Annotated in this window: 21 protein-coding genes; 15 read left to right on the forward strand and 6 right to left on the reverse strand. The window is 45.2% G+C overall.

Annotated elements, in window-relative coordinates; translation table 11 throughout:
- Positions 1-25 precede the first annotated feature (25 nt).
- Positions 26-604: a GDP-mannose pyrophosphatase NudK gene (nudK, locus tag AC1DCV_RS23545; protein ID WP_477025441.1), complete on the forward strand. Its 579-nt coding sequence runs from the start codon at positions 26-28 to the stop codon at positions 602-604.
- Positions 605-690: 86 nt separating this feature from the next.
- Here nudK and AC1DCV_RS23550 read toward each other — a convergent pair whose 3' ends face one another.
- Positions 691-888: a winged helix-turn-helix transcriptional regulator gene (locus AC1DCV_RS23550; RefSeq protein ID WP_477025442.1), complete on the reverse strand. Its 198-nt coding sequence runs from the start codon at positions 886-888 to the stop codon at positions 691-693.
- A gap of 360 nt (positions 889-1,248) precedes the next feature.
- Here AC1DCV_RS23550 and AC1DCV_RS23555 point away from each other — a divergent pair, with 360 nt between their 5' ends.
- Both AC1DCV_RS23555 and AC1DCV_RS23560 read left to right on the forward strand, forming a co-directional pair.
- Positions 1,249-2,115, forward strand: coding sequence for an NAD(P)-dependent oxidoreductase (locus AC1DCV_RS23555; RefSeq protein WP_477025443.1), 867 nt, complete (start codon positions 1,249-1,251; stop codon positions 2,113-2,115).
- 128 nt (positions 2,116-2,243) lie between these two features.
- A complete protein-coding gene (locus tag AC1DCV_RS23560; protein ID WP_477025444.1) occupies positions 2,244-3,017 on the forward strand; it encodes a helix-turn-helix domain-containing protein in 774 nt (257 codons plus the stop codon).
- A gap of 13 nt (positions 3,018-3,030) precedes the next feature.
- Here AC1DCV_RS23560 and AC1DCV_RS23565 read toward each other — a convergent pair whose 3' ends face one another.
- Positions 3,031-3,399: a winged helix-turn-helix transcriptional regulator gene (locus AC1DCV_RS23565; protein ID WP_441574333.1), complete on the reverse strand. Its 369-nt coding sequence runs from the start codon at positions 3,397-3,399 to the stop codon at positions 3,031-3,033.
- A 154-nt stretch (positions 3,400-3,553) separates the two neighbouring features.
- Here AC1DCV_RS23565 and AC1DCV_RS23570 point away from each other — a divergent pair, with 154 nt between their 5' ends.
- From AC1DCV_RS23570 to AC1DCV_RS23595, 6 genes are all read left to right on the forward strand, one after another.
- A complete protein-coding gene (locus AC1DCV_RS23570; protein WP_477025445.1) occupies positions 3,554-4,330 on the forward strand; it encodes an SDR family oxidoreductase in 777 nt (258 codons plus the stop codon).
- Positions 4,331-4,481: 151 nt separating this feature from the next.
- Positions 4,482-5,072, forward strand: coding sequence for a TetR/AcrR family transcriptional regulator (locus AC1DCV_RS23575; RefSeq protein ID WP_477025446.1), 591 nt, complete (start codon positions 4,482-4,484; stop codon positions 5,070-5,072).
- Between the two features lie 24 nt (positions 5,073-5,096).
- Entirely contained in the window at positions 5,097-5,345 is a 249-nt protein-coding gene (locus AC1DCV_RS23580) for a hypothetical protein (protein ID WP_477025447.1), read from the forward strand.
- Between the two features lie 30 nt (positions 5,346-5,375).
- Positions 5,376-6,641, forward strand: coding sequence for an MFS transporter (locus AC1DCV_RS23585; RefSeq protein ID WP_477025448.1), 1,266 nt, complete (start codon positions 5,376-5,378; stop codon positions 6,639-6,641).
- 471 nt (positions 6,642-7,112) lie between these two features.
- Entirely contained in the window at positions 7,113-7,907 is a 795-nt protein-coding gene (locus AC1DCV_RS23590) for a hypothetical protein (RefSeq protein WP_477025449.1), read from the forward strand.
- Positions 7,908-8,144: 237 nt separating this feature from the next.
- The gene (locus tag AC1DCV_RS23595; RefSeq protein WP_477025450.1) at positions 8,145-8,825 is read left to right on the forward strand and encodes a class I SAM-dependent methyltransferase; all 681 of its coding nucleotides are present in this window, start codon (positions 8,145-8,147) and stop codon (positions 8,823-8,825) included.
- Between the two features lie 2 nt (positions 8,826-8,827).
- Here the strand turns inward: AC1DCV_RS23595 and AC1DCV_RS23600 are convergent, their stop codons facing one another.
- Positions 8,828-9,229, reverse strand: coding sequence for a DoxX family protein (locus AC1DCV_RS23600; RefSeq protein ID WP_477025451.1), 402 nt, complete (start codon positions 9,227-9,229; stop codon positions 8,828-8,830).
- Between the two features lie 129 nt (positions 9,230-9,358).
- Between AC1DCV_RS23600 and AC1DCV_RS23605 the strand changes: the two genes are divergently transcribed.
- Complete coding sequence (locus AC1DCV_RS23605; RefSeq protein ID WP_477025452.1) at positions 9,359-10,342, forward strand: GlxA family transcriptional regulator; 984 nt, start codon at positions 9,359-9,361, stop codon at positions 10,340-10,342.
- Positions 10,343-10,344: 2 nt separating this feature from the next.
- Here the strand turns inward: AC1DCV_RS23605 and AC1DCV_RS23610 are convergent, their stop codons facing one another.
- The gene (locus tag AC1DCV_RS23610) at positions 10,345-10,776 is read right to left on the reverse strand and encodes a response regulator (protein WP_477025453.1); all 432 of its coding nucleotides are present in this window, start codon (positions 10,774-10,776) and stop codon (positions 10,345-10,347) included.
- Between the two features lie 188 nt (positions 10,777-10,964).
- Here AC1DCV_RS23610 and AC1DCV_RS23615 point away from each other — a divergent pair, with 188 nt between their 5' ends.
- Positions 10,965-12,236, forward strand: a complete 1,272-nt coding sequence (locus AC1DCV_RS23615) for a PQQ-dependent sugar dehydrogenase (RefSeq protein WP_477025454.1) — start codon at positions 10,965-10,967, stop codon at positions 12,234-12,236.
- Between the two features lie 33 nt (positions 12,237-12,269).
- Positions 12,270-12,692, forward strand: coding sequence for a secondary thiamine-phosphate synthase enzyme YjbQ (locus AC1DCV_RS23620; protein WP_477025455.1), 423 nt, complete (start codon positions 12,270-12,272; stop codon positions 12,690-12,692).
- Here the strand turns inward: AC1DCV_RS23620 and AC1DCV_RS23625 are convergent.
- Together AC1DCV_RS23625 and AC1DCV_RS23630 are read right to left on the reverse strand one after the other, a co-directional pair.
- Complete coding sequence (locus AC1DCV_RS23625; RefSeq protein ID WP_477025456.1) at positions 12,672-12,926, reverse strand: Ada metal-binding domain-containing protein; 255 nt, start codon at positions 12,924-12,926, stop codon at positions 12,672-12,674. The genes AC1DCV_RS23620 and AC1DCV_RS23625 overlap by 21 nt on opposite strands.
- A 9-nt stretch (positions 12,927-12,935) precedes the next feature.
- The gene (locus AC1DCV_RS23630) at positions 12,936-13,649 is read right to left on the reverse strand and encodes a 2OG-Fe(II) oxygenase (protein WP_477025457.1); all 714 of its coding nucleotides are present in this window, start codon (positions 13,647-13,649) and stop codon (positions 12,936-12,938) included.
- A gap of 123 nt (positions 13,650-13,772) precedes the next feature.
- On the opposite strand from AC1DCV_RS23630, the gene uvrA reads away from it, so the two are divergent.
- The 3 genes from uvrA to AC1DCV_RS23645 all read left to right on the forward strand — a co-directional run bounded on the left by uvrA (position 13,773) and on the right by AC1DCV_RS23645 (position 18,030).
- Complete coding sequence (gene uvrA / locus AC1DCV_RS23635) at positions 13,773-16,310, forward strand: excinuclease ABC subunit UvrA (protein WP_477025458.1); 2,538 nt, start codon at positions 13,773-13,775, stop codon at positions 16,308-16,310.
- 107 nt (positions 16,311-16,417) lie between these two features.
- Positions 16,418-17,143, forward strand: coding sequence for a metallophosphoesterase family protein (locus AC1DCV_RS23640; RefSeq protein WP_477025459.1), 726 nt, complete (start codon positions 16,418-16,420; stop codon positions 17,141-17,143).
- Between the two features lie 29 nt (positions 17,144-17,172).
- Complete coding sequence (locus tag AC1DCV_RS23645; protein WP_477025460.1) at positions 17,173-18,030, forward strand: hypothetical protein; 858 nt, start codon at positions 17,173-17,175, stop codon at positions 18,028-18,030.
- The last annotated feature ends 3 nt before the right edge of the window (positions 18,031-18,033 follow it).

Raw genomic sequence — 18,033 nt, forward strand, 5'->3', positions numbered from 1 at the left:
AACGATCAAAAACGATCAATTTAATATGAAAGAGATAAAGATCCTTGAAACAACAATCCTGTCTGATAACTGGTATGTACTGAAAAAGATTAGCTATGAAGCGAAGGGAAATGATGGGGTAGTAGTACGGCAGGAGCGTGAAGCATACGACAGGGGGAATGGGGCTACCATCTTACTATATAATAAAGAAAATAAAACCGTAATACTCACCCGGCAGTTCCGCATGCCTACTTATATTAATGGCAATGACACCGGCATGATGATAGAGTGTTGTGCAGGGCTGCTGGACCAGGATAATCCGGAAGCATGTATACGCCGGGAAACCATCGAGGAAACGGGTTATAATATAACTGATGTGCGTAAGGTATTTGAAGCGTATATGTCGCCGGGCTCTGTAACTGAGATATTATATTTCTTCGTGGCAGCCTATTCCCAAGAGCAGCAGGTGCATGCCGGCGGCGGACTGGAAGAAGAGCAGGAGAATATTGAAGTACTGGAATTACCCTTTACAACAGCTATGGATATGATCCGGACCGGGGAAATAAAGGATGGGAAAACCATTATGCTGTTGCAGTACGCAGCCATCAATAACCTGTGCGGATAAACGAAATTTTGATCTAACATTATCGGCTATACGGAATAGTGATATGATCACTTTCCCGGCTAAACGAAATTATCAATGACGGTGTTTTAATTAACCGCCAGATAAGCAGTACGTTCGCCTGCGATCAGGTAGGGCTTCTTTTCTTTGCCCCATTGCGACATGGCATTGATCAGCGGCAGCGTACTCATGCCTACTTCTGTGAGATAGTATTCTACTTTTAATGGTGTGCCGGGATATATCTTTTTATAGAGTACGCCCAGGTCTTCCAGTTCCCTGAGGTGCATGGTAATGACGCGTAGCTGGCACCTTCAGTTTCCATTTGCCGGTGAATTTCACTGGGCCGCCTGATGCCATCGTGGATAGATTCAATGATCCAGGCTTTCCATTTACCTCCCATTACTTTCATGCATACACTGATGCCACAGTCCAGGTTTTCTGGTATTTTTTTCTCGTACATGCGTTGATATTTGTGATGAAGATAGCTTTTTTAAAGAAGCAGATATCCTTAGGCTGACTGTCTCCCTGCAAAACCGCCACAGTAGGATAGTGAAAAATTTTTCCATGCCCGAATCTTTTTTCCCATATTGTTAGTGGTCGCTATTGTGATGAGATTTGCGTCATTGTAAACATTTAAAATGAATACTATGAACGTAGATAAAAACGTCTCTGTGATAGGTTTGGGCCCCATGGGATTTGTATTGGCGCGTACCTTACTGGATAATGGATACAAGGTAACAGTATGGAATCGTACCGCTGAAAAAGCAGCGTCCCTGTTGCAGGATGGGGCGGTATTTGCCGCGGATGCAGCAGCAGCCGTAAAGGCAAGCCCCGTTGTTATTACTTGTTTGAATAGTTATGAGATCACCCGCAGCGTGCTGGAAACAGCCGGAGCAAACCTGCGTGGCCGGCTACTGCTGGAACTCACCACCGGTACGCCGCAGGATGCCAGAAATGCGGAAACGTGGGCCGTTTCTCAGGGCGCTGATTACCTGGATGGGGCTTTGCTGGCTACACCAAGACAAATAGGTAAAGCAGATACCCCCATTTTTATAGCAGGAACTAAGGCCGCTTATGAACGCGGAGAAGCGATACTCAAAGTATTGGGCGGAAACAGTATGTATATGGGAGACGCTGTAGGAGCTGCGGCGGCATGGGACCTGTCCATACTATCCAGTTTGTTCGGACTGATTGCTGGCTTCCTGCAGGGCGCCAGGATTTTTGAATCTGAAAAACTTCCTGTGAATGAATTGGGCAATATGATCAACCTCATCGCGCCCGTGTTGGGAGAAATGGTAAGACATGAAGGAGTTGTAATCAGCAACAATGATTTTGGCCATCCTCAAAGCACCCTGAAAACCTGTATTGTATCGATGGATTTAATGATAAAACAAGCACAGGAAGCAGGCATCACAGCGGAGGTACCCAACTTCCTGCAGCAACTGATGAACAAAGGAATAAAGGCAGGATATGGAGAGGAGCAATTAGGCGCATTGATAAAAGCCATGCGATAGTTAACAAGCTTTAGTCTTACAGTTGGTACTGCATCATTTTCACACCGCAGGCGGGCAGCCAATGGAAATATTGCAGCTAACTGTAAGGCTAAATTTTGTTTATCTTCGCAGGCGAAATCTCGTGTGATATGAAAATGGAACGTCATCTTCCGATTGCTGTTCTCCGGCCTTTTGTCAAAGCTTTTCTCCTTATTGAAAGCAGCGAAGGGATGGAGAATACAACATTGCCGGATACGTCTGTTGTCATGAGTTTCCGGGTGAAAGGTGCAGTGAGCCATATCACCCAAACGTTAACCAATCAACTGCCGGAAGCAGCATTAAGCGGACTTAGAAAATCAGCACGTCTGCTGAAATATGAACCTAATACGGCTAATCTGTTGGTGGTATTCCAGGAAGGTGGCGCTACAGCTTTTTTTAAAACGCCATTGCATGAATTGTTTGAAGCACAACAACCACTGGATGATGTGATTCGTTTGCATAAAATCAGGGAAGTGGAGGAGCGATTGAGTGAAGCCGCAGATGATCAGCAACGGATAGCAATCGTAGAGGCGTTCCTGTTAGCCGGGTTAAGAACACAATCACCTGATTTGTTGGTGAGTCATGCTGTACAGCAGATTAAAGATACCAACGGAAATATAAAGATAAAGGCGCTGGCGGCGGACTTATTCATCAGCCATGATGCATTTGAAAAAAGGTTCCGGCGAAGCGTAGGTAGCACGCCCAAACAGTTTTCAGCCATTGTGAGATTAAGACATCTGCTGGACCATTATTCTGAAGCAGAGAGTTTGACGGAAGCCGCTTATAATGCCGGGTATTTCGATCAGGCACATTTTATTAAAGACTTTAAAGCATTTACCGGGCAAACACCGCAGGCTTTTTTTAAGAATGAAACGTGGTGGTAATGCCATGCTGCTATTATACGGCTGTAGCCTCCAGTTTCTTCGCCATGAGCTGTTCAAAAACATCCTGGTAATCCTCTCCCCATTTATCCATCGCATCTACTACGGGTAATAAAGATTCGCCAAACGCGGTGAGTGAATATTCTACTTTAGGCGGCAATTCATGAAATATAGTACGCTGAACAATACCATGGAATTCCAGTTCCCGTAGCTGTAAATCCAGTACCCGTCTGCTGGCGCTGGGCATGGCACGCTGTAGTTCACTGGGTCTTTTTACGCCTTTGTTAATAAGATACACCAGGTAAGATTTCCACTTGCCACCAATAATTTCCATGATGATGGCCATGCCACATGCAAAACTTTTTGGGATCTTTTTTTCATACATAGCTATCTGTTTTTTAATAAGGACAAAATTATCCTTATTCCGTGAATAGTGGGCATAGGGATAAAATTTTCCGTATAGGAAGATAATATCCGTTATTGTTCTGTTCCCCGGATCTACGTCACTTTGCGGTATTATTTATCAAAAAAACAAGTACATGACGACAACCAATTATACCGGGAAAAAGATAGTAGTGACAGGCGGTACCCATGGAATGGGATTGGCTACAGTGAAAATACTGATAGCTGGGGGAGCAGAAGTATTGCTCACAGGTAACAATCCAAAGAACGTCGAAGCTGCGCAGCAGGAGCTGGGGCCGGCAGTACACATCGTGAAATCCGATACCAGCAGTCTGCATGACATTGACGCGCTGAAACGCATCGTCGAAGAGAAGCTGGGACAAATTGATTTCCTTTTTATCAATGCTGGTTTTTCGATGCTGGAGCCTTTTGACCTGGTAACAGAAGCTAGCTATGACAAAACGTTTGCCATCAATACCAAAGGGGCCTTCTTCACCTTACAGCGACTGGCGCCTTTGATCAAAGATCATGGTGCTATTGTATTGACTACTTCTATTGCCAATCAGTCGGGCTATGCAGGGATGAGCGTATATGCCGGTGCGAAGGCAGCGCTGGCATCATTTGTAAAAGGGTTTGCGGCTGAATTGCTGCCCCGCAGTATCCGGGTGAATGCGGTGAGCCCGGGTTTCATACACACGCCTACTATGGGTGTTTCCGGCGCCTCAAAAGAAGATCTGCTGGCATTTGAAAAGCTGGGAGATGAGGTGACTCCCCTGAAACGGAATGGGAGGGCAGAGGAGGTCGCAAAAGCGGTGTTGTTCCTGGCCTTTGATGCTACGTTCACCACCGGGGAAGAAATCACTGTAGATGGCGGTCTTTCCAAAAAACTCACGCCGCCGGACCTGTCTCACTAAAAAAGTAGGGCTGACTAAGCCACTTACGCTTACTCAGCCTCACTTTTAAGCAGGTTTTCTACAGGTATACTTTTGTACTTAGCCGGTAATTTTTCAAAAAAAAGCATAAAATATTTTTAAATGAGCAAATGCTCACTTATATTTGTGCCGGATGAGATACAGAGATGAAAATAAACAGCAGGCCATTCGGGATTCCGCCATTGAGATGGTGGCGAAGGATGGACTGGAGAATTTCGGGATCAATCGCCTGGCAAAAGCGGCGGGTGTATCTCCGGCTACTATTTACATCTACTATAAAGATAAAGAAGACCTGCTCACCAGTATCAGCATTGAAGAAGGGATTAAGATGACCCGTGCCACACTGAAGGGATTTAGCCCGGAAATGTCATTTAAAGATGGTCTTTGGTGTCAGTGGAAAAACCGGGCGGAGTATGCATTAGATAACCATAAATCTGCCGCTTTTTTTGAACAGCTCCGCAACTCTGCCTATAGGGAAAAAATGTTGGAAACTATTACCGATGAGTTTCAGCGAAACATGGGCGATTACGTGGAGAATGCTGTAGCTCGCGGCGAAATAGAGCGCATGCCCCTGGAAGTATATTGGTCAGTAGCATTTGCGCCGCTCTATTCCCTGATAAAATTTCATAATGAAGGTCAAAGTCTTGGCGGCCGTAAATTTAAGTTCTCCGAAAAGATCATGAAAGAAACATTCGACTGCGTGATAAAAGGGTTATCGAAATAGCTATTTTTTTTGTCAAATTAATAAATGAGCGCTTGCTTATATAAGATGAATACAGCACAACATATTCTTGTTTTCAAAACGAACATCGCAACAGTGGAAGACCGCTCAAAAGTGGCGCAGGTACTGGATCGGCAGCCGTTTATCGAGAAATGGACCGTGGACCTGGAAGATGTGGATTGCGTACTCAGGGTCGTAGCTGCTGAACCGGCAACAGATAACATCATTGCACTGGTGCATGCCAGCGCGTATGAATGTGCAGAGCTGGAAGACTAATCACTTTCTTTATCCGTCAATATCCTTTACATGAAACAAACATCTGCTTTTTCGTCTCATCAGAAACTGGTGGTTGCCCTGTTGGCACTCACGCAGTTTACCGTCATACTGGATTTTATGGTGATGTCGCCATTAGGAGATATGCTCATGAAATCTATGAGTATAAAACCTAACCAGTTTGGTTTTATTGTATCTGCCTATGCTTTCAGCGCCGGTATCTCCGGGTTGCTGACCGCTGGTTTTGCAGATCGTTTCGACCGTAAAAAATTACTGGTATTTTTTTACGTAGGCTTTATTATCGGTACGCTTTGTTGCGGCCTGGCCAACACCTACTACACTATGGTGGCGGCGAGGATTGTAACGGGTTTATTCGGTGGTGTGATAGGCTCTATTTCCCTGGCTATTATCACCGATCTTTTTGACCTCTCCCAACGGGGCCGCGTGATGGGCTTTGTACAAATGGCCTTCGGCGCCAGCCAGGTACTGGGTATACCCATTGGTTTATATCTCGCTAATGCGTGGGGCTGGGAAGCACCTTTCTTCCTGGTGGCTGGCATGGCTTTGATAGTGTTGCTGCTGATCAGTATCAAACTGGAACCTATTATAGCACACCTGGCCGTACAACGGGACAAGAGTGCCTATAAGCATCTGTTGCACACCGTGGCGAAAAGAGATTATCGTATAGGCTTTACCGCTACTGCGCTGATGTCTATCGGTGGCTTTATGATGATGCCCTTTGGCAGCGCCTTCGCCATCAATAATCTGCATATCACCCAACAGCAATTACCTTTGTTATTTATGGTATCGGGAGTAGGCGCCCTGTTCATTATGCCGCTTCTCGGCAAGTTGAGTGATAAGACAGATAAATTTTTACTTTACACTGTCGCTGCCGTATACATGATGGTGATTGTGCTGATCTACACGCATCTTACTCCACAACCACTCTGGATCATCATGACCTTAAATGTATTGATGATGGGTGGTATCATGGGTCGTATGATTCCTTTCACCGCACTGACCACGGGCATTCCTGATCTGGCCGACAGAGGTGCATTCATGAGTGTCAACTCTTCCCTGCAGCAGGTAGCAGGCGGTATTGCAGCCGTAATCGCCGGCATGATTGTATCTCAGAAAGATAAATTCAGTCCGCTGGAACATTATGATACATTGGGTTGGGTAATTATAGGGCTAACKATTCCCTGTATTTGGCTTGTATATCGTGTAAGTAAACTGGTAAAAGCTAAGCTTGCACGTGGCGCGGCAGTAGTAAATATGCCCGTTCCAACTGAAGTTTAATCAGAAGGAAAGGCGGTATCAAAAATAATTTTGCCGAATTTTATCCGGGGCTGGATGAAGAGAAATTTCGTTTACGCAATTCTTAAGCATCCGAATTATTTTTGATACCGCCTTTTTATAATTTATTTTTTGTGTTAAGAAGATTTTCGAAGACGGGTTGCTTTATTATATATTGGTTTTTCTACTGGCATTAAATAATGTATCGGACATTGAAAATCCTGGGGCGGTAGTCCTGATGATAATTAATTTTTAACATGGTAGGTTGGGATTGTATCTTCGAAAAGTCCCCTGAGCTTAATTTTATAAAACACCCATGCCATTGGGATTTACTTTCTTTTACTTCATACATTCTGTAATCCCATCAAGATAGTTATGTAATCGATAATGCGCTAAAGCCAGCGTATTGCTATATATTATTTATATTATATGTAATTAAAGTATATATCTTTGTGGAAAATAAAACCATACTTCATGAAAGTGAAATTTACTATTTGTTTACTGCTTATTACTATGGCTATTATCTCCTGTAGTAAAAAGGACGACGCCAAACCCGATGACCAATCTCCAAATCCAACAGAAGGTACGCTCTTACTCAGATTACAGCAGGGATTTGGATCAGATGATACCGTTTACCTCTTCAGTTACGATGCCAATAAACGCGTTAGCAGTGTATTGGATAGTACGAGTAGCGATAAATTTGAAGTGGTACCTGCTTATGATAATGCAGGCAATCTTAGTTCGTTAGTTGAAAAGTATCACGGTTCTACTTATCCCGCAGGTACTTTCAAATACAATGCGGATAATCTGTTAACTGAAGTTAATTTCAGCCAATTCGGGAGTCCGGCACGCTATGTTTATGAATATACTAATAGTGTACTCTCAAAGAAGAGTTATTACACTGTCACTAATCTTAACAGCCCAACAACACTTAATTTAGCGGGATATTTCACTTATGAGGTGACGAATGGTAATATCACCAACCGTAAGGCGTATAATAGCACGGGAACACTTCTTGGTGAAACTATTATTACCTACACCAGTGATACAAATGTTTTTAAACCTTTGTCTTTGCTTAACTTCAGGAATGGTATTGGTTTAGGAGGGCTGGCTGACGACGAAAAATTTTTTAACAACAACCTGATCGCAGGTTTTTCTGAGGGTGGAAATCAGACTAAATATACTTATACTTATAATAACAATAAGCGGCTTACTAAGGTGGTTATAAACACGTCATATGGAGTATATACCAGGATGTTATCTTATTAACTATATAGTTAGTTGTTAACAGATTTTAAAAGCCGTCCTGACGGTAGAAAGATGTCTTTGGATTTAAAAGAGGGCATCTCAAAAGCAGGTAGTGCACCCCCTAAAAGTGTTTAACATTTAGGGGGTGCACTATCTGCTTTTGAGATGCCATTTCTTCTTATTTTTGTGATAAAACAGGCCACTAATGATTGCAATTTCCAGGGCTAATGTGTATCTTGTTGCACACCCAAACTACTTATGCCTTTACTCCCTGAAAAAGACCTGATATGGTCTGCTGTAGTCGCTAATTCCAGTATGAACCGCGACCGGAATGCCAGCGGTATTAACAGTTATGAAAAGGAATTTAAATTTATTCCTGCCCGTTTCCTGGAACAAAAAGTACGGGAAAACGGTGCTGCCACCTGGCTGGATTTATGCTGTGGCAGCGGCTTTGCCTTGGTTCAAACTTATATCGATTTAGCCCGAAAAGGATTACTACAACAAGTACAATTAAAGGGAATTGATTTACTGGATACCTTTCCACCGGAAGCAGAGAACCGCGGAGGACTCACATTCGAGGTGACGTCTGTAGTGGACTGGCAACCGGATAAATCTTATGACCTCATCACCTGTTCACATGGGCTGCATTACCTTGGTGATAAGTTAAAAGTAATCGCCATGGCGTGTAGTGCGTTAACTACAAACGGATATTTTGTTGCTCATCTCGATACACAAAATATAATGCTGCCAAAGAATATTTTATTGAAAAAATTACTGAAGGAGCAAGGTATCCAATACAACAGTCGCACGCGCATTATTAAACGCACTGGCCCACTGGTCTTTAACACCGGGCTTCCATATCTCGGTGCGGATGATCAGGCAGGACCAAACTACACCGGGCAGGGCGCCGTTAATTCTTATTATGATTTACCGCGGTAATTTCATGCTATATTCAATTGGCTGCTGCTGACTTTACCTTTGGCAGCAGCCAACTTATGATAGAAAATATAAGAACCGAAAATCAGGACATATCCTATCAGGATCGGCGCCCACTGTGAAGCTGGGTCGCCAACAGAGAAGCTGGAATACATCGCACCGGTGAGATCAAAGAAAAGACCTGCATACGCCCATTCTTTGAGTCTTGGGTAGCCGAGAATAAGAATGGCAATGATGCCCAGTATTTTTGCCAGTCCCAGGAATGGCAGCAGGTACATCGGATAGCCTAAGTGTTTAAACATGGCTTGTGCTTCCGGTACGCTGATCAGATCGGGCACTGCTCCCAGCAGGATTAAGGCCGATAATATGCCGGTAAAGATCCAGTAGATAATTTTTGTCTTTTTCATATTTTTATAAGGGTTTAATGTTGATATGATGGTACAATTCAAAAGTACACTACCTGTTAAATTCATTATGGGGGTATAAACGACTTAAAAAGGGTTGATTCCGACATTCTTTTATCTTAGATTTGGTATATGAAGCAGATATCTATTCTCGTTCCCAAAGGCGCCGTTGCACTTAGCTGCATTGAAGGATCTTTTGTTGCTTTTACGAAAGCGAATGACTTCCTGGAGAGCCTGGGAAGACCTGCCTTATTCAATGTAAAGCTGATAGGGCTCACCAAAGAAGCACAGGTATATGACCGGCTTTTCAGGGTAACTCCGGATGCACAGATTACAGAGGATCACAAAGCAGACCTGATCATCATTCCTGCAGTAAACGGAGAGCGGGAGGAAGTCATTGCACAGAATAAGGACTTCTATCCCTGGATTGTACAGCAACACAAGGCCGGTGCAGAAGTGGCTAGTCTTTGCGTAGGCGCCTTCTTACTGGCTTCTACCGGTTTGTTAGATGGCAGGCGTTGTTCTACACACTGGCTGGCGGCAGCAGAGTTCAGGGCCATGTTTCCACAGATAGAACTGGTTTCTGAAAAAATCATCACAGATGAATTTGGCATTTATTCCAGTGGTGGAGCTAATTCTTTCTGGAATCTCCTGATATACCTGATAGAGAAATATACAGACAGAGATATGGCCATTCTGGCTTCCAAATATTTTGAAATAGAAATAGACAGGGACAGTCAGTCCTGCTTTACCATATTCAAAGGACAGCGGGAACACCAGGATGAATCAGTGAAACAGGCGCAGGAATTTATAGAACAGAACTTCATGGAGAAGATAACAGTAGAACAGTTGTCTTCTATGTTCGCCGTTGGCCGCAGGAGCCTCGAAAGACGATTTAAAAAAGCCACCAGCAATACCGTATCGGAATACATCCAACGGGTAAAAGTGGAAGTAGCGAAAAAAGGTTTTGAAAGCAGTCGGAAAAATATCAATGAAATTATGTGGGAGGTGGGATATTCTGATACAAAGGCTTTCAGGACGATTTTCAAAAAGACAACGGGTTTATCACCACTCGAGTATAGGAATAAATACAATAAAGGAGCTGTTAAAGCATAAACTTACATATCGGAGCTGGCAGGATGAGAGAATAACTTCTGCCAGCTACCTTCAAGTACACCCTTTAGCATACTGCAAAGCTCCTGGAAAGTATTGGGCTTGGTCAGGAACAGCTTAGCTCCCAAACGCAGCGCATCTTCCATATCTTCCTTCATATCAGAAGTACTGAGTATAATAATATTGGTAATCTTGTGTTGCAGTATTTTTTTTAATTCTACCAGGCATTCTCTCCCATTCATCAGTGGCATATTAAAGTCGAGGAAAATAAAATCAGGTGTGGCGATTTTGTTTTCCTGGAACAGCGCGAGCGCCTGAATTCCACTATCACAAATATGCGTTTCTATAACAGGTGAAATATTATTGATAGCTTCCTGGAAGAAGTTCCTGTCATCTGCATCATCGTCTATGATCATTATTTGTTGCGGCTTCATCATGGTTAAAATTTAAACATTATGGATTTCCATTCTCATTGTTACTATCGCGGCGGGGAAATATGAAGATAAAGAAAAATGTGAGAGCGTTCGAATTAAATATTTTGTAATGCGTACAGCAGACTTCGTTAAGCAGATGCTCATGGCGTAAATATTGTGATGGTATAGTGATTACCTTGAAAATTTACCCCATGAAGAAAGAACTGTTATCACTGTTTTTATTATACATTACGCAGGCGCTCGCTGCGCAGGATACGGCTCATCTGCCACAGCCGTACGCGACCAAATCGCATATGAATTACAGCCATGTAAAAGGATGGGAGGAAGGAGAAGCACCTGTGGCGCCAGCAGGCTTTCGCGTTACCTTATATGCCGCTGGTTTTGACAATCCCCGGTGGATGTATGAGTTGCCAAATGGTGATATACTGGTCGCCTCCTCCAACAGTAATCATACTTTTCTGACGAAGATAGGCGCTACCATAGTGGGCGCCAACAAATCCAACAGTATGAAACATAGTGTGGACCGTATTACCCTGTTAAGGGACGCGAACAACGATGGTATCCCTGAATTTCGCAGCACCTTCCTGGAAGGTTTAGAACAACCATTCGGTATGCTCTTAATCGGGCAATATTTTTATGTGGCCAACACCAACGCCTTATTACGATACACTTATGAAAGAGGCAGTACAAAGCTCACCGGTACGCCGGAAAAAATACTGGACTTGCCGGCAGGTAAAATAAACCGGCATTGGACCCGTAACCTCATCGCTAATAAAGAACAAACTAAAATATACATTGCTGTAGGATCAGGAACTGACCATGCAGAGAAAGGTATCGACAATGAAAAATTAAGAGCCTGCATCCTGGAAATAAATCCCGATGGTACCGGTTTGCGCGTATACGCGTCAGGTTTGAGAAACCCTGTAGGGATGGGCTGGGCGCCGGGATCTTCCACCTTATGGGTGGCTGTGAATGAAAGAGATAAATTAGGCGACAACCTGGTGCCTGATTATCTCACCAGCGTACAGGAAGGTGGTTTTTACGGGTGGCCATGGTTGTATTACGGATCACATCCTGACCCAAGAGTAAAAGAGCCTGCACCTGTGTCCTTGAGTAATGCTATTATTCCGGATGTGCCGTTGGGCGCACATACTGCTTCTTTAGGGCTGGTGTTTTATACAGGAGATAAATTCCCGCAACGATATCACCATGGCGCATTCATCGCTCAGCATGGCTCCTGGAACAGGAAACCCATATCTGGTTATAAGGTGCTGTTTGTACCTTTTGCCAACGGCAAGCCTGCAGGTAAGCCGGAAGACTTCTTAACCGGCTTTGTGAAAGATGCCCGGAATTCAGTGGTGCGGGGACGTCCCGTAGGATTGCTCCAAACGAAAGATGGCGCACTGTTGTTAACAGATGATAAAACCAACCGGATCTGGCGTGTGGTGTATGGTCAGCCATGAAATTATTATCTTGCAACCTCTTAAACAACCGGCATGAAAATATTCCAGCAGCCTATACAACTGCATCAACGAAAGAGAGGATTTCATATTATCACCGCGGAACTCGTGCAGGGGTTTCCACAACTCGCCGAAATAAAAACAGGTATGTTGCAGGTATTCATTCAACATACGTCTGCAGGACTCACCATTAATGAAAATGCGGATCCTACAGTAAGACTGGACTTTGAAATGTACTTCAACAAAACAGTACCGGAGAATGATCCGGAATACTTACATGATGATGAAGGGTCAGATGATATGCCGGCTCACCTGAAAGCCTCATTGTTGGGGAATGCTGTGATGATCCCTATTCGCAATGGCCGTCTGGCACTGGGCACCTGGCAAGGTGTATATTTATGCGAACACCGTAATTACGGAGGGCCGCGTAATTTGATGCTAACGGCGTGGGGAGAGTGATCCTTTCCATGCTTTGTATGCCGCCCGCATGCAATGCCCGCAAGGGCGGTACCCATTTTCCTTCGCTTCGGCTTCATCTGCAAAGAAAACACGGTTAGCCGTTTTCATTCGTCTGCCAGAGGCACAGGAAAGGGTACCATATATGTGGAGTGATTGATTTCCGCCCAGCTTAATTTCACCCTGGTGAATGAGCCGCCTCAGTGATAAGGGAGTTAGTTTTTCGTGATAAAACATCGTTTTGTTTTAACTCAGTGCATCATGAAAAATAATCCCTAACGTATGCCGGTTGCCGCTATGGACCGGACTTACCCCATGTTTCATATTTACCCGGTAATAGCCTTTACTACCTTTCACAGGACGGAAGTTGGTGGTGAATATCAACATATCTCCCCGTTTGGGTCTGAGTACATTTGCTTTGGATTGCGCCCTGGGGATTTGTTCGGTGAGTACAAATTCACCACCCGTGTAATCTTCTTCCGGCTCATTTAAAAATAATACTACCTGCATCGGAAAATAAATATCGCCATACAAATCCTGGTGAAGTGTATTAAATCCATCCTTCCCGTATTTCAATATGAGGATAGTGGGTTTGGTTTGGCCATTATCATGACAGTATTGTTTTAGTTCGGTATGTGTAGCCGGGAATTTTTTATCGATATTCAGTACTTCCATCCATTTATTAGCTACCGGCGCAATGAAAGGATATACTGTTTCACGGATGCTGGTAATCATATCTGGTAGCGGATATTGAAAGTATTTGTATTCTCCTTTGCCGAAACGGTAACGTTCCATTACGATTGTTTTACGATAGGTATTATCAGCGTTGTAGGCGCTGATGAGTGCCTTACATTCCGTTTGGGTCAGCGCGTTTTCTACGAGGGCATAACCCTGTTCCAGTAATTGATCCGTTGTGTGCTGCCAGTTGTGCGACAACAGGCGGTTAGTGATATTTTCCATCTGATATAATTTGTATTGAAATGTAAAATTAGCCCGATGTACCGCCACAGAAAACCCGGATCTTGCGGTGTTGTGAGGATACTGCCAACTGGTTGCGGGGCATAATTTTTGTGGCAACCGGGCATGCGGAAACAAGATCAAACCCCTACAGCCACCGGTGATACCGGTTTTGTACATGTACGTGGTGCACGTGAACACAACCTGAAAAATGTAACACTCAGCATTCCCCGAAATGCGTTGGTGGTATTTACCGGCGTTTCAGGTTCGGGTAAATCATCGCTGGCATTTGGGACCCTGTATGCAGAGGCACAGCGCCGTTACCTGGAATCAGTATCGCCTTATGCGCGGAGGTTATTTCACCAGATGCCGGTGCCGGTAGTCGATGAAATAGATGGTCTGCCGCCTGCAGTAGCATTGCAACAGCAGCGGGGTGCACCTACTACCCGTTCATCTGTAGGCAGTGTAACCACCTTGTCTAATTTGTTGCGCATGTTGTATTCCCGGGCAGGTGTATATCCGCCTCACCAGGAACAAATGGATTCAGAATTCTTTTCTCCCAATACCCCTGCGGGCGCTTGTCCCGTATGTCATGGTCTCGGTCGTATTTACGATGCAACAGAGGCCTCCATGGTGCCGGACGATTCATTGACCATTCGGGAGCGTGCAGTGGCCGCATGGCCTACGGCCTGGTACGGACAAAATCTCCGGGATATACTCGTTACCCTTGGCTATGATGTAGATAAGCCGTGGCGCGAGCTGCCAAAGAAAGTGCGTGACTGGATCCTGTTTACAGAAGAACAACCAGTAGTACCGGTATATGCGGGCTTTACACCCGAAGAAACTAAAGATGCGCTGAAACGTAAGATGGAGCCCAGTTACATGGGTACCTTCTCCGGTGCGAAAAGATATGTAATGCACACTTTTGCCAACACGGAAAGTGCTGCTATGAAAAAGCGGGTGTCGCAATATATGATCAGCAGGGAATGCCCGGAATGCGATGGCAAGCGTTTGGGCAGAAAGGCGCTGGCAGTGAAATTTGATGGACTGGATATTGCAGAAATGTCCAGGTTGCCACTGAAAAAACTCGCGGCTTTAATGGAACGTTATGCCTGCGGATCTTCCGAAGCCTTTGTGGCAAAGGGATTGCACCCAGAGCGTATTATTGTGGCGCAGCGTATTGCGCAGGATCTGGCAGCACGATTGTCTATTTTGCTGGATCTGGGTTTAGGTTACCTGCTGCTGGAACGTAGTTCTCCCAGTCTTTCTCCGGGCGAGTTACAGCGGTTACGACTGGCTACACAGGTAAGGTCTAATCTGTTCGGCGTAGTGTATGTACTCGATGAGCCCTCTGCCGGATTGCATCCCGCTGATACGGCTGCCTTACTAACGGCCATGGATAAACTAAAAGCGGCGGGCAATTCGCTGTTTGTGGTAGAACATGACCTGGACGTGATCCGGCATGCGGAATGGATTGTGGATGTAGGTCCTGCTGCAGGCGAGCAAGGCGGACATATATTGTACAGCGGTGAACCTGCCGGTTTGGAGCACGTGGCAGCTTCCAGCACCCGTCATTATCTCTTCTCCCGGGAAAAAACAATTACCCGCAAGCCCCGTGAACCGAAAGGTTGGCTGACATTGGCAGGCGTTACCCGTAACAACCTGGTGTCGTTGGATGCTGCGTTTCCATTAGGGGTGTTTACTACGGTAACAGGCATATCCGGTTCCGGTAAATCCAGTCTGGTGAGCCAGGTGCTGGTAGAGCTGGTGGCCACCTATCTGGGTTATGAAGCGCCGGCCGCGGAAGAAGGAGAGGAGCTCGAACAATCGCGGCCCGTTACGCTGGGGGGCAGCATTACAGGTGGCATGGAAAATATTAAAAGATTGGTACAGGTAGATCAGAAACCGATAGGTCGTACTCCACGTTCTAACCTGGCTACTTATACCGGTTTATTTGACCAGGTGCGTAAATTGTTTGCCGCTACGAAAATGGCTAAAGCCCGGAAGTACGATGCCGGACGCTTTTCTTTTAATGTGGCAAAAGGACGGTGCGAAACCTGCCAGGGAGAAGGATCCGTGATGGTAGAACTGCTTTTCCTGCCCAGCGTATATGCCCCTTGTCCTACCTGTCATGGTGCCCGTTATAATGCCAAAACGCTGGAAGTCACCTGGCAGGATAAAAACATCGCAGAAGTACTCGGCATGACGGTAGACGAAGCAAAAAACTTTTTCACCACAGATGCTTCGCTGCAGCGATCATTGGAAGTATTGCATGAAGTGGGGCTGGGCTATCTGCGGTTGGGGCAACCCGCCACAGAACTTTCCGGCGGAGAAGCGCAACGTATTAAGCTGGCAACAGAACTGCAGCGCATCGGCAAAGGGAATACACTGTATATACTGGACGAGCCTACTACCGGTTTGCATCCGGCCGATGCAGAAAAACTAATTACGCAACTGAATGGACTGGTAGATGCCGGCAATACCGTAGTGGTGGTAGAACATGAAATGCGGGTAGTAGCGGGCAGCGACTGGGTAATTGATATTGGTCCGGGGGCCGGTGATGAAGGTGGAAAGATAATAGCTGCAGGACCACCGGAAAAATTGGCAACGGTGCGTAATAGTAAAACAGCCCCTTACCTGGCTGCATTTATAGGTAAGAAGTAAATGGTATTATTTAATGAAATAGTTGCGTTTTTTACTTTTTCTTTCGCAATAAAGATGTTGCGCCTGAATTAATATGTAACGTTGCACAAGATCAAAGAATCATCAGCATGTTGAAGATAGCTATCATCAGTGATATTCACGGCAATCTGCCGGCATTGCAGGCAGTACTGGAAGACATTCATGCCTTTGGAGCAGACCAGGTATATTGTTTGGGGGATTTAACAGATGCGGCGCCCTGGCATAACGAAGTGATAGCGCTGATCCGGAGCCGGCAGATACCAGTGATCATGGGCAATCATGATGAGCGCATTGCTTTTAATCATCCGGTATTACCCCTCAGCAAGCATAGTAAAGTTGAGCAGGACGCGAGGCTTACCGCTATTAATTATACGAAAGATACCATTACTCCGGATAACAAGGCTTTCCTGGCTGATCTGCCCCGTTTTATGCGACTGAGTTTTCCAACTGCTACTTTGTTGCTGGTACATGGCAGCACCAGGAGCAATGATGAATATTTATATGAACAGCATGCAGAAAAAGACTTGTTAAATATGCTGGACGAACACCAGGCAGATATACTGATTACCGGTCATACCCATTTGTCGTATATACGGGAGCTGGAACCGGCCGGTAAGATGGTGATGAATACAGGTGCAGTGGGAAGATCAAAAGAGAAAGACCGGCTGGCGGCTTACCTGCAGCTAACGATCGCTGGAGAGAAGCTGACACCGGCGATCCGGAAAGTAGCTTATCCGATTGCCGATACTATTGCCGGCATCCGTAACAGTCCGATTCCGGATTTTTATGCTGATTTTTTAGCCGGTGAAGAATAGCTGCTATCTTTACGTATAAAATAATACGTATGGAAACCTCCCGCGATTACAGCACCATCAGCCCTACTGCCAAATCATTATTACTATTGAAAGGAATTACCCAAATTCCTTTTGTAAAGGAGGCCGCGGAGCTGATGATAGCACCGCAGCCCTATCAGCCGGACCTTAGCAATAAAGATGTTTCCTTTTGGGGACGGGTATTGCATTTCGAAGACCGCTACTGGAGTATTGACCAGCTACTGGCGGATCTGCCTATTAAAAATATACTGGAGTTATCGTCGGGTTTTTCTTTCCGGGGACTGGAAGCCACGAAGCAGCCGGGTTATCATTATATCGATACTGACTTACCGGAAGTGGTGGCGATTAAAAAAGAATTTGTTGCTGCGTTGTCCGGTGCCTCCGTGGTGAGTGCATTGGAGTTGTTGCCTTTAAATGCATTAGATGAAGCGCAATTTGAAGAAAGGGTGAGTCGTTTTCCGGCGGGTGAAATAGTGATTGTGAATGAGGGGTTGTTGATGTACCTGGATGAATCAGAAAAAGAACAGTTGTGTCGTATCATTCACCGGGTGTTGACGCAGCGTGGCGGCTATTGGATTACGGCCGATATTTATGTGAAATGGGACCAAACAAAATCGGGTGTTGATCGTGGGGAAGAATGGAATGCCTTTTATGCGCAGCATAGGATTCATGAAAACATGTTTGACAGTTTTGAGGTGGCCGAAGCATTTTTTAAAAGGATGGGATTTGAGATAGACAAAGAGGCGGCGAGGGACCGTAGCCGGCTGACAGCGTTGCCACATCTGTTGGAAAAACTGACGGAAACACAGTTGCAAAAGATGCGGGGGGCTGGCAGAATCAGGTCCACCTGGCGTTTGAAAGCAGTGTGATGA

It is taken from the genome of Chitinophaga sp. 10T418 (assembly GCF_056394125.1).

Excerpts from the sequence above, each read along its gene's own strand:
- nudK (WP_477025441.1), top strand. The coding sequence starts at position 26 with ATGAAAGAGATAAAGATCCTTGAAACAACAATCCTGTCTGATAACTGG.
- AC1DCV_RS23550 (WP_477025442.1), bottom strand. The coding sequence starts at position 888 with ATGCACCTCAGGGAACTGGAAGACCTGGGCGTACTCTATAAAAAGATA.
- AC1DCV_RS23555 (WP_477025443.1), top strand. The coding sequence starts at position 1,249 with ATGAACGTAGATAAAAACGTCTCTGTGATAGGTTTGGGCCCCATGGGA.
- AC1DCV_RS23560 (WP_477025444.1), top strand. The coding sequence starts at position 2,244 with ATGAAAATGGAACGTCATCTTCCGATTGCTGTTCTCCGGCCTTTTGTC.
- AC1DCV_RS23565 (WP_441574333.1), bottom strand. The coding sequence starts at position 3,399 with ATGTATGAAAAAAAGATCCCAAAAAGTTTTGCATGTGGCATGGCCATC.
- AC1DCV_RS23570 (WP_477025445.1), top strand. The coding sequence starts at position 3,554 with ATGACGACAACCAATTATACCGGGAAAAAGATAGTAGTGACAGGCGGT.
- AC1DCV_RS23575 (WP_477025446.1), top strand. The coding sequence starts at position 4,482 with ATGAGATACAGAGATGAAAATAAACAGCAGGCCATTCGGGATTCCGCC.
- AC1DCV_RS23580 (WP_477025447.1), top strand. The coding sequence starts at position 5,097 with ATGAGCGCTTGCTTATATAAGATGAATACAGCACAACATATTCTTGTT.
- AC1DCV_RS23590 (WP_477025449.1), top strand. The coding sequence starts at position 7,113 with ATGAAAGTGAAATTTACTATTTGTTTACTGCTTATTACTATGGCTATT.
- AC1DCV_RS23595 (WP_477025450.1), top strand. The coding sequence starts at position 8,145 with ATGCCTTTACTCCCTGAAAAAGACCTGATATGGTCTGCTGTAGTCGCT.
- AC1DCV_RS23600 (WP_477025451.1), bottom strand. The coding sequence starts at position 9,229 with ATGAAAAAGACAAAAATTATCTACTGGATCTTTACCGGCATATTATCG.
- AC1DCV_RS23605 (WP_477025452.1), top strand. The coding sequence starts at position 9,359 with ATGAAGCAGATATCTATTCTCGTTCCCAAAGGCGCCGTTGCACTTAGC.
- AC1DCV_RS23610 (WP_477025453.1), bottom strand. The coding sequence starts at position 10,776 with ATGATGAAGCCGCAACAAATAATGATCATAGACGATGATGCAGATGAC.
- AC1DCV_RS23615 (WP_477025454.1), top strand. The coding sequence starts at position 10,965 with ATGAAGAAAGAACTGTTATCACTGTTTTTATTATACATTACGCAGGCG.
- AC1DCV_RS23620 (WP_477025455.1), top strand. The coding sequence starts at position 12,270 with ATGAAAATATTCCAGCAGCCTATACAACTGCATCAACGAAAGAGAGGA.
- AC1DCV_RS23625 (WP_477025456.1), bottom strand. The coding sequence starts at position 12,926 with ATGTTTTATCACGAAAAACTAACTCCCTTATCACTGAGGCGGCTCATT.
- AC1DCV_RS23630 (WP_477025457.1), bottom strand. The coding sequence starts at position 13,649 with ATGGAAAATATCACTAACCGCCTGTTGTCGCACAACTGGCAGCACACA.
- uvrA (WP_477025458.1), top strand. The coding sequence starts at position 13,773 with ATGCGGAAACAAGATCAAACCCCTACAGCCACCGGTGATACCGGTTTT.
- AC1DCV_RS23640 (WP_477025459.1), top strand. The coding sequence starts at position 16,418 with ATGTTGAAGATAGCTATCATCAGTGATATTCACGGCAATCTGCCGGCA.
- AC1DCV_RS23645 (WP_477025460.1), top strand. The coding sequence starts at position 17,173 with ATGGAAACCTCCCGCGATTACAGCACCATCAGCCCTACTGCCAAATCA.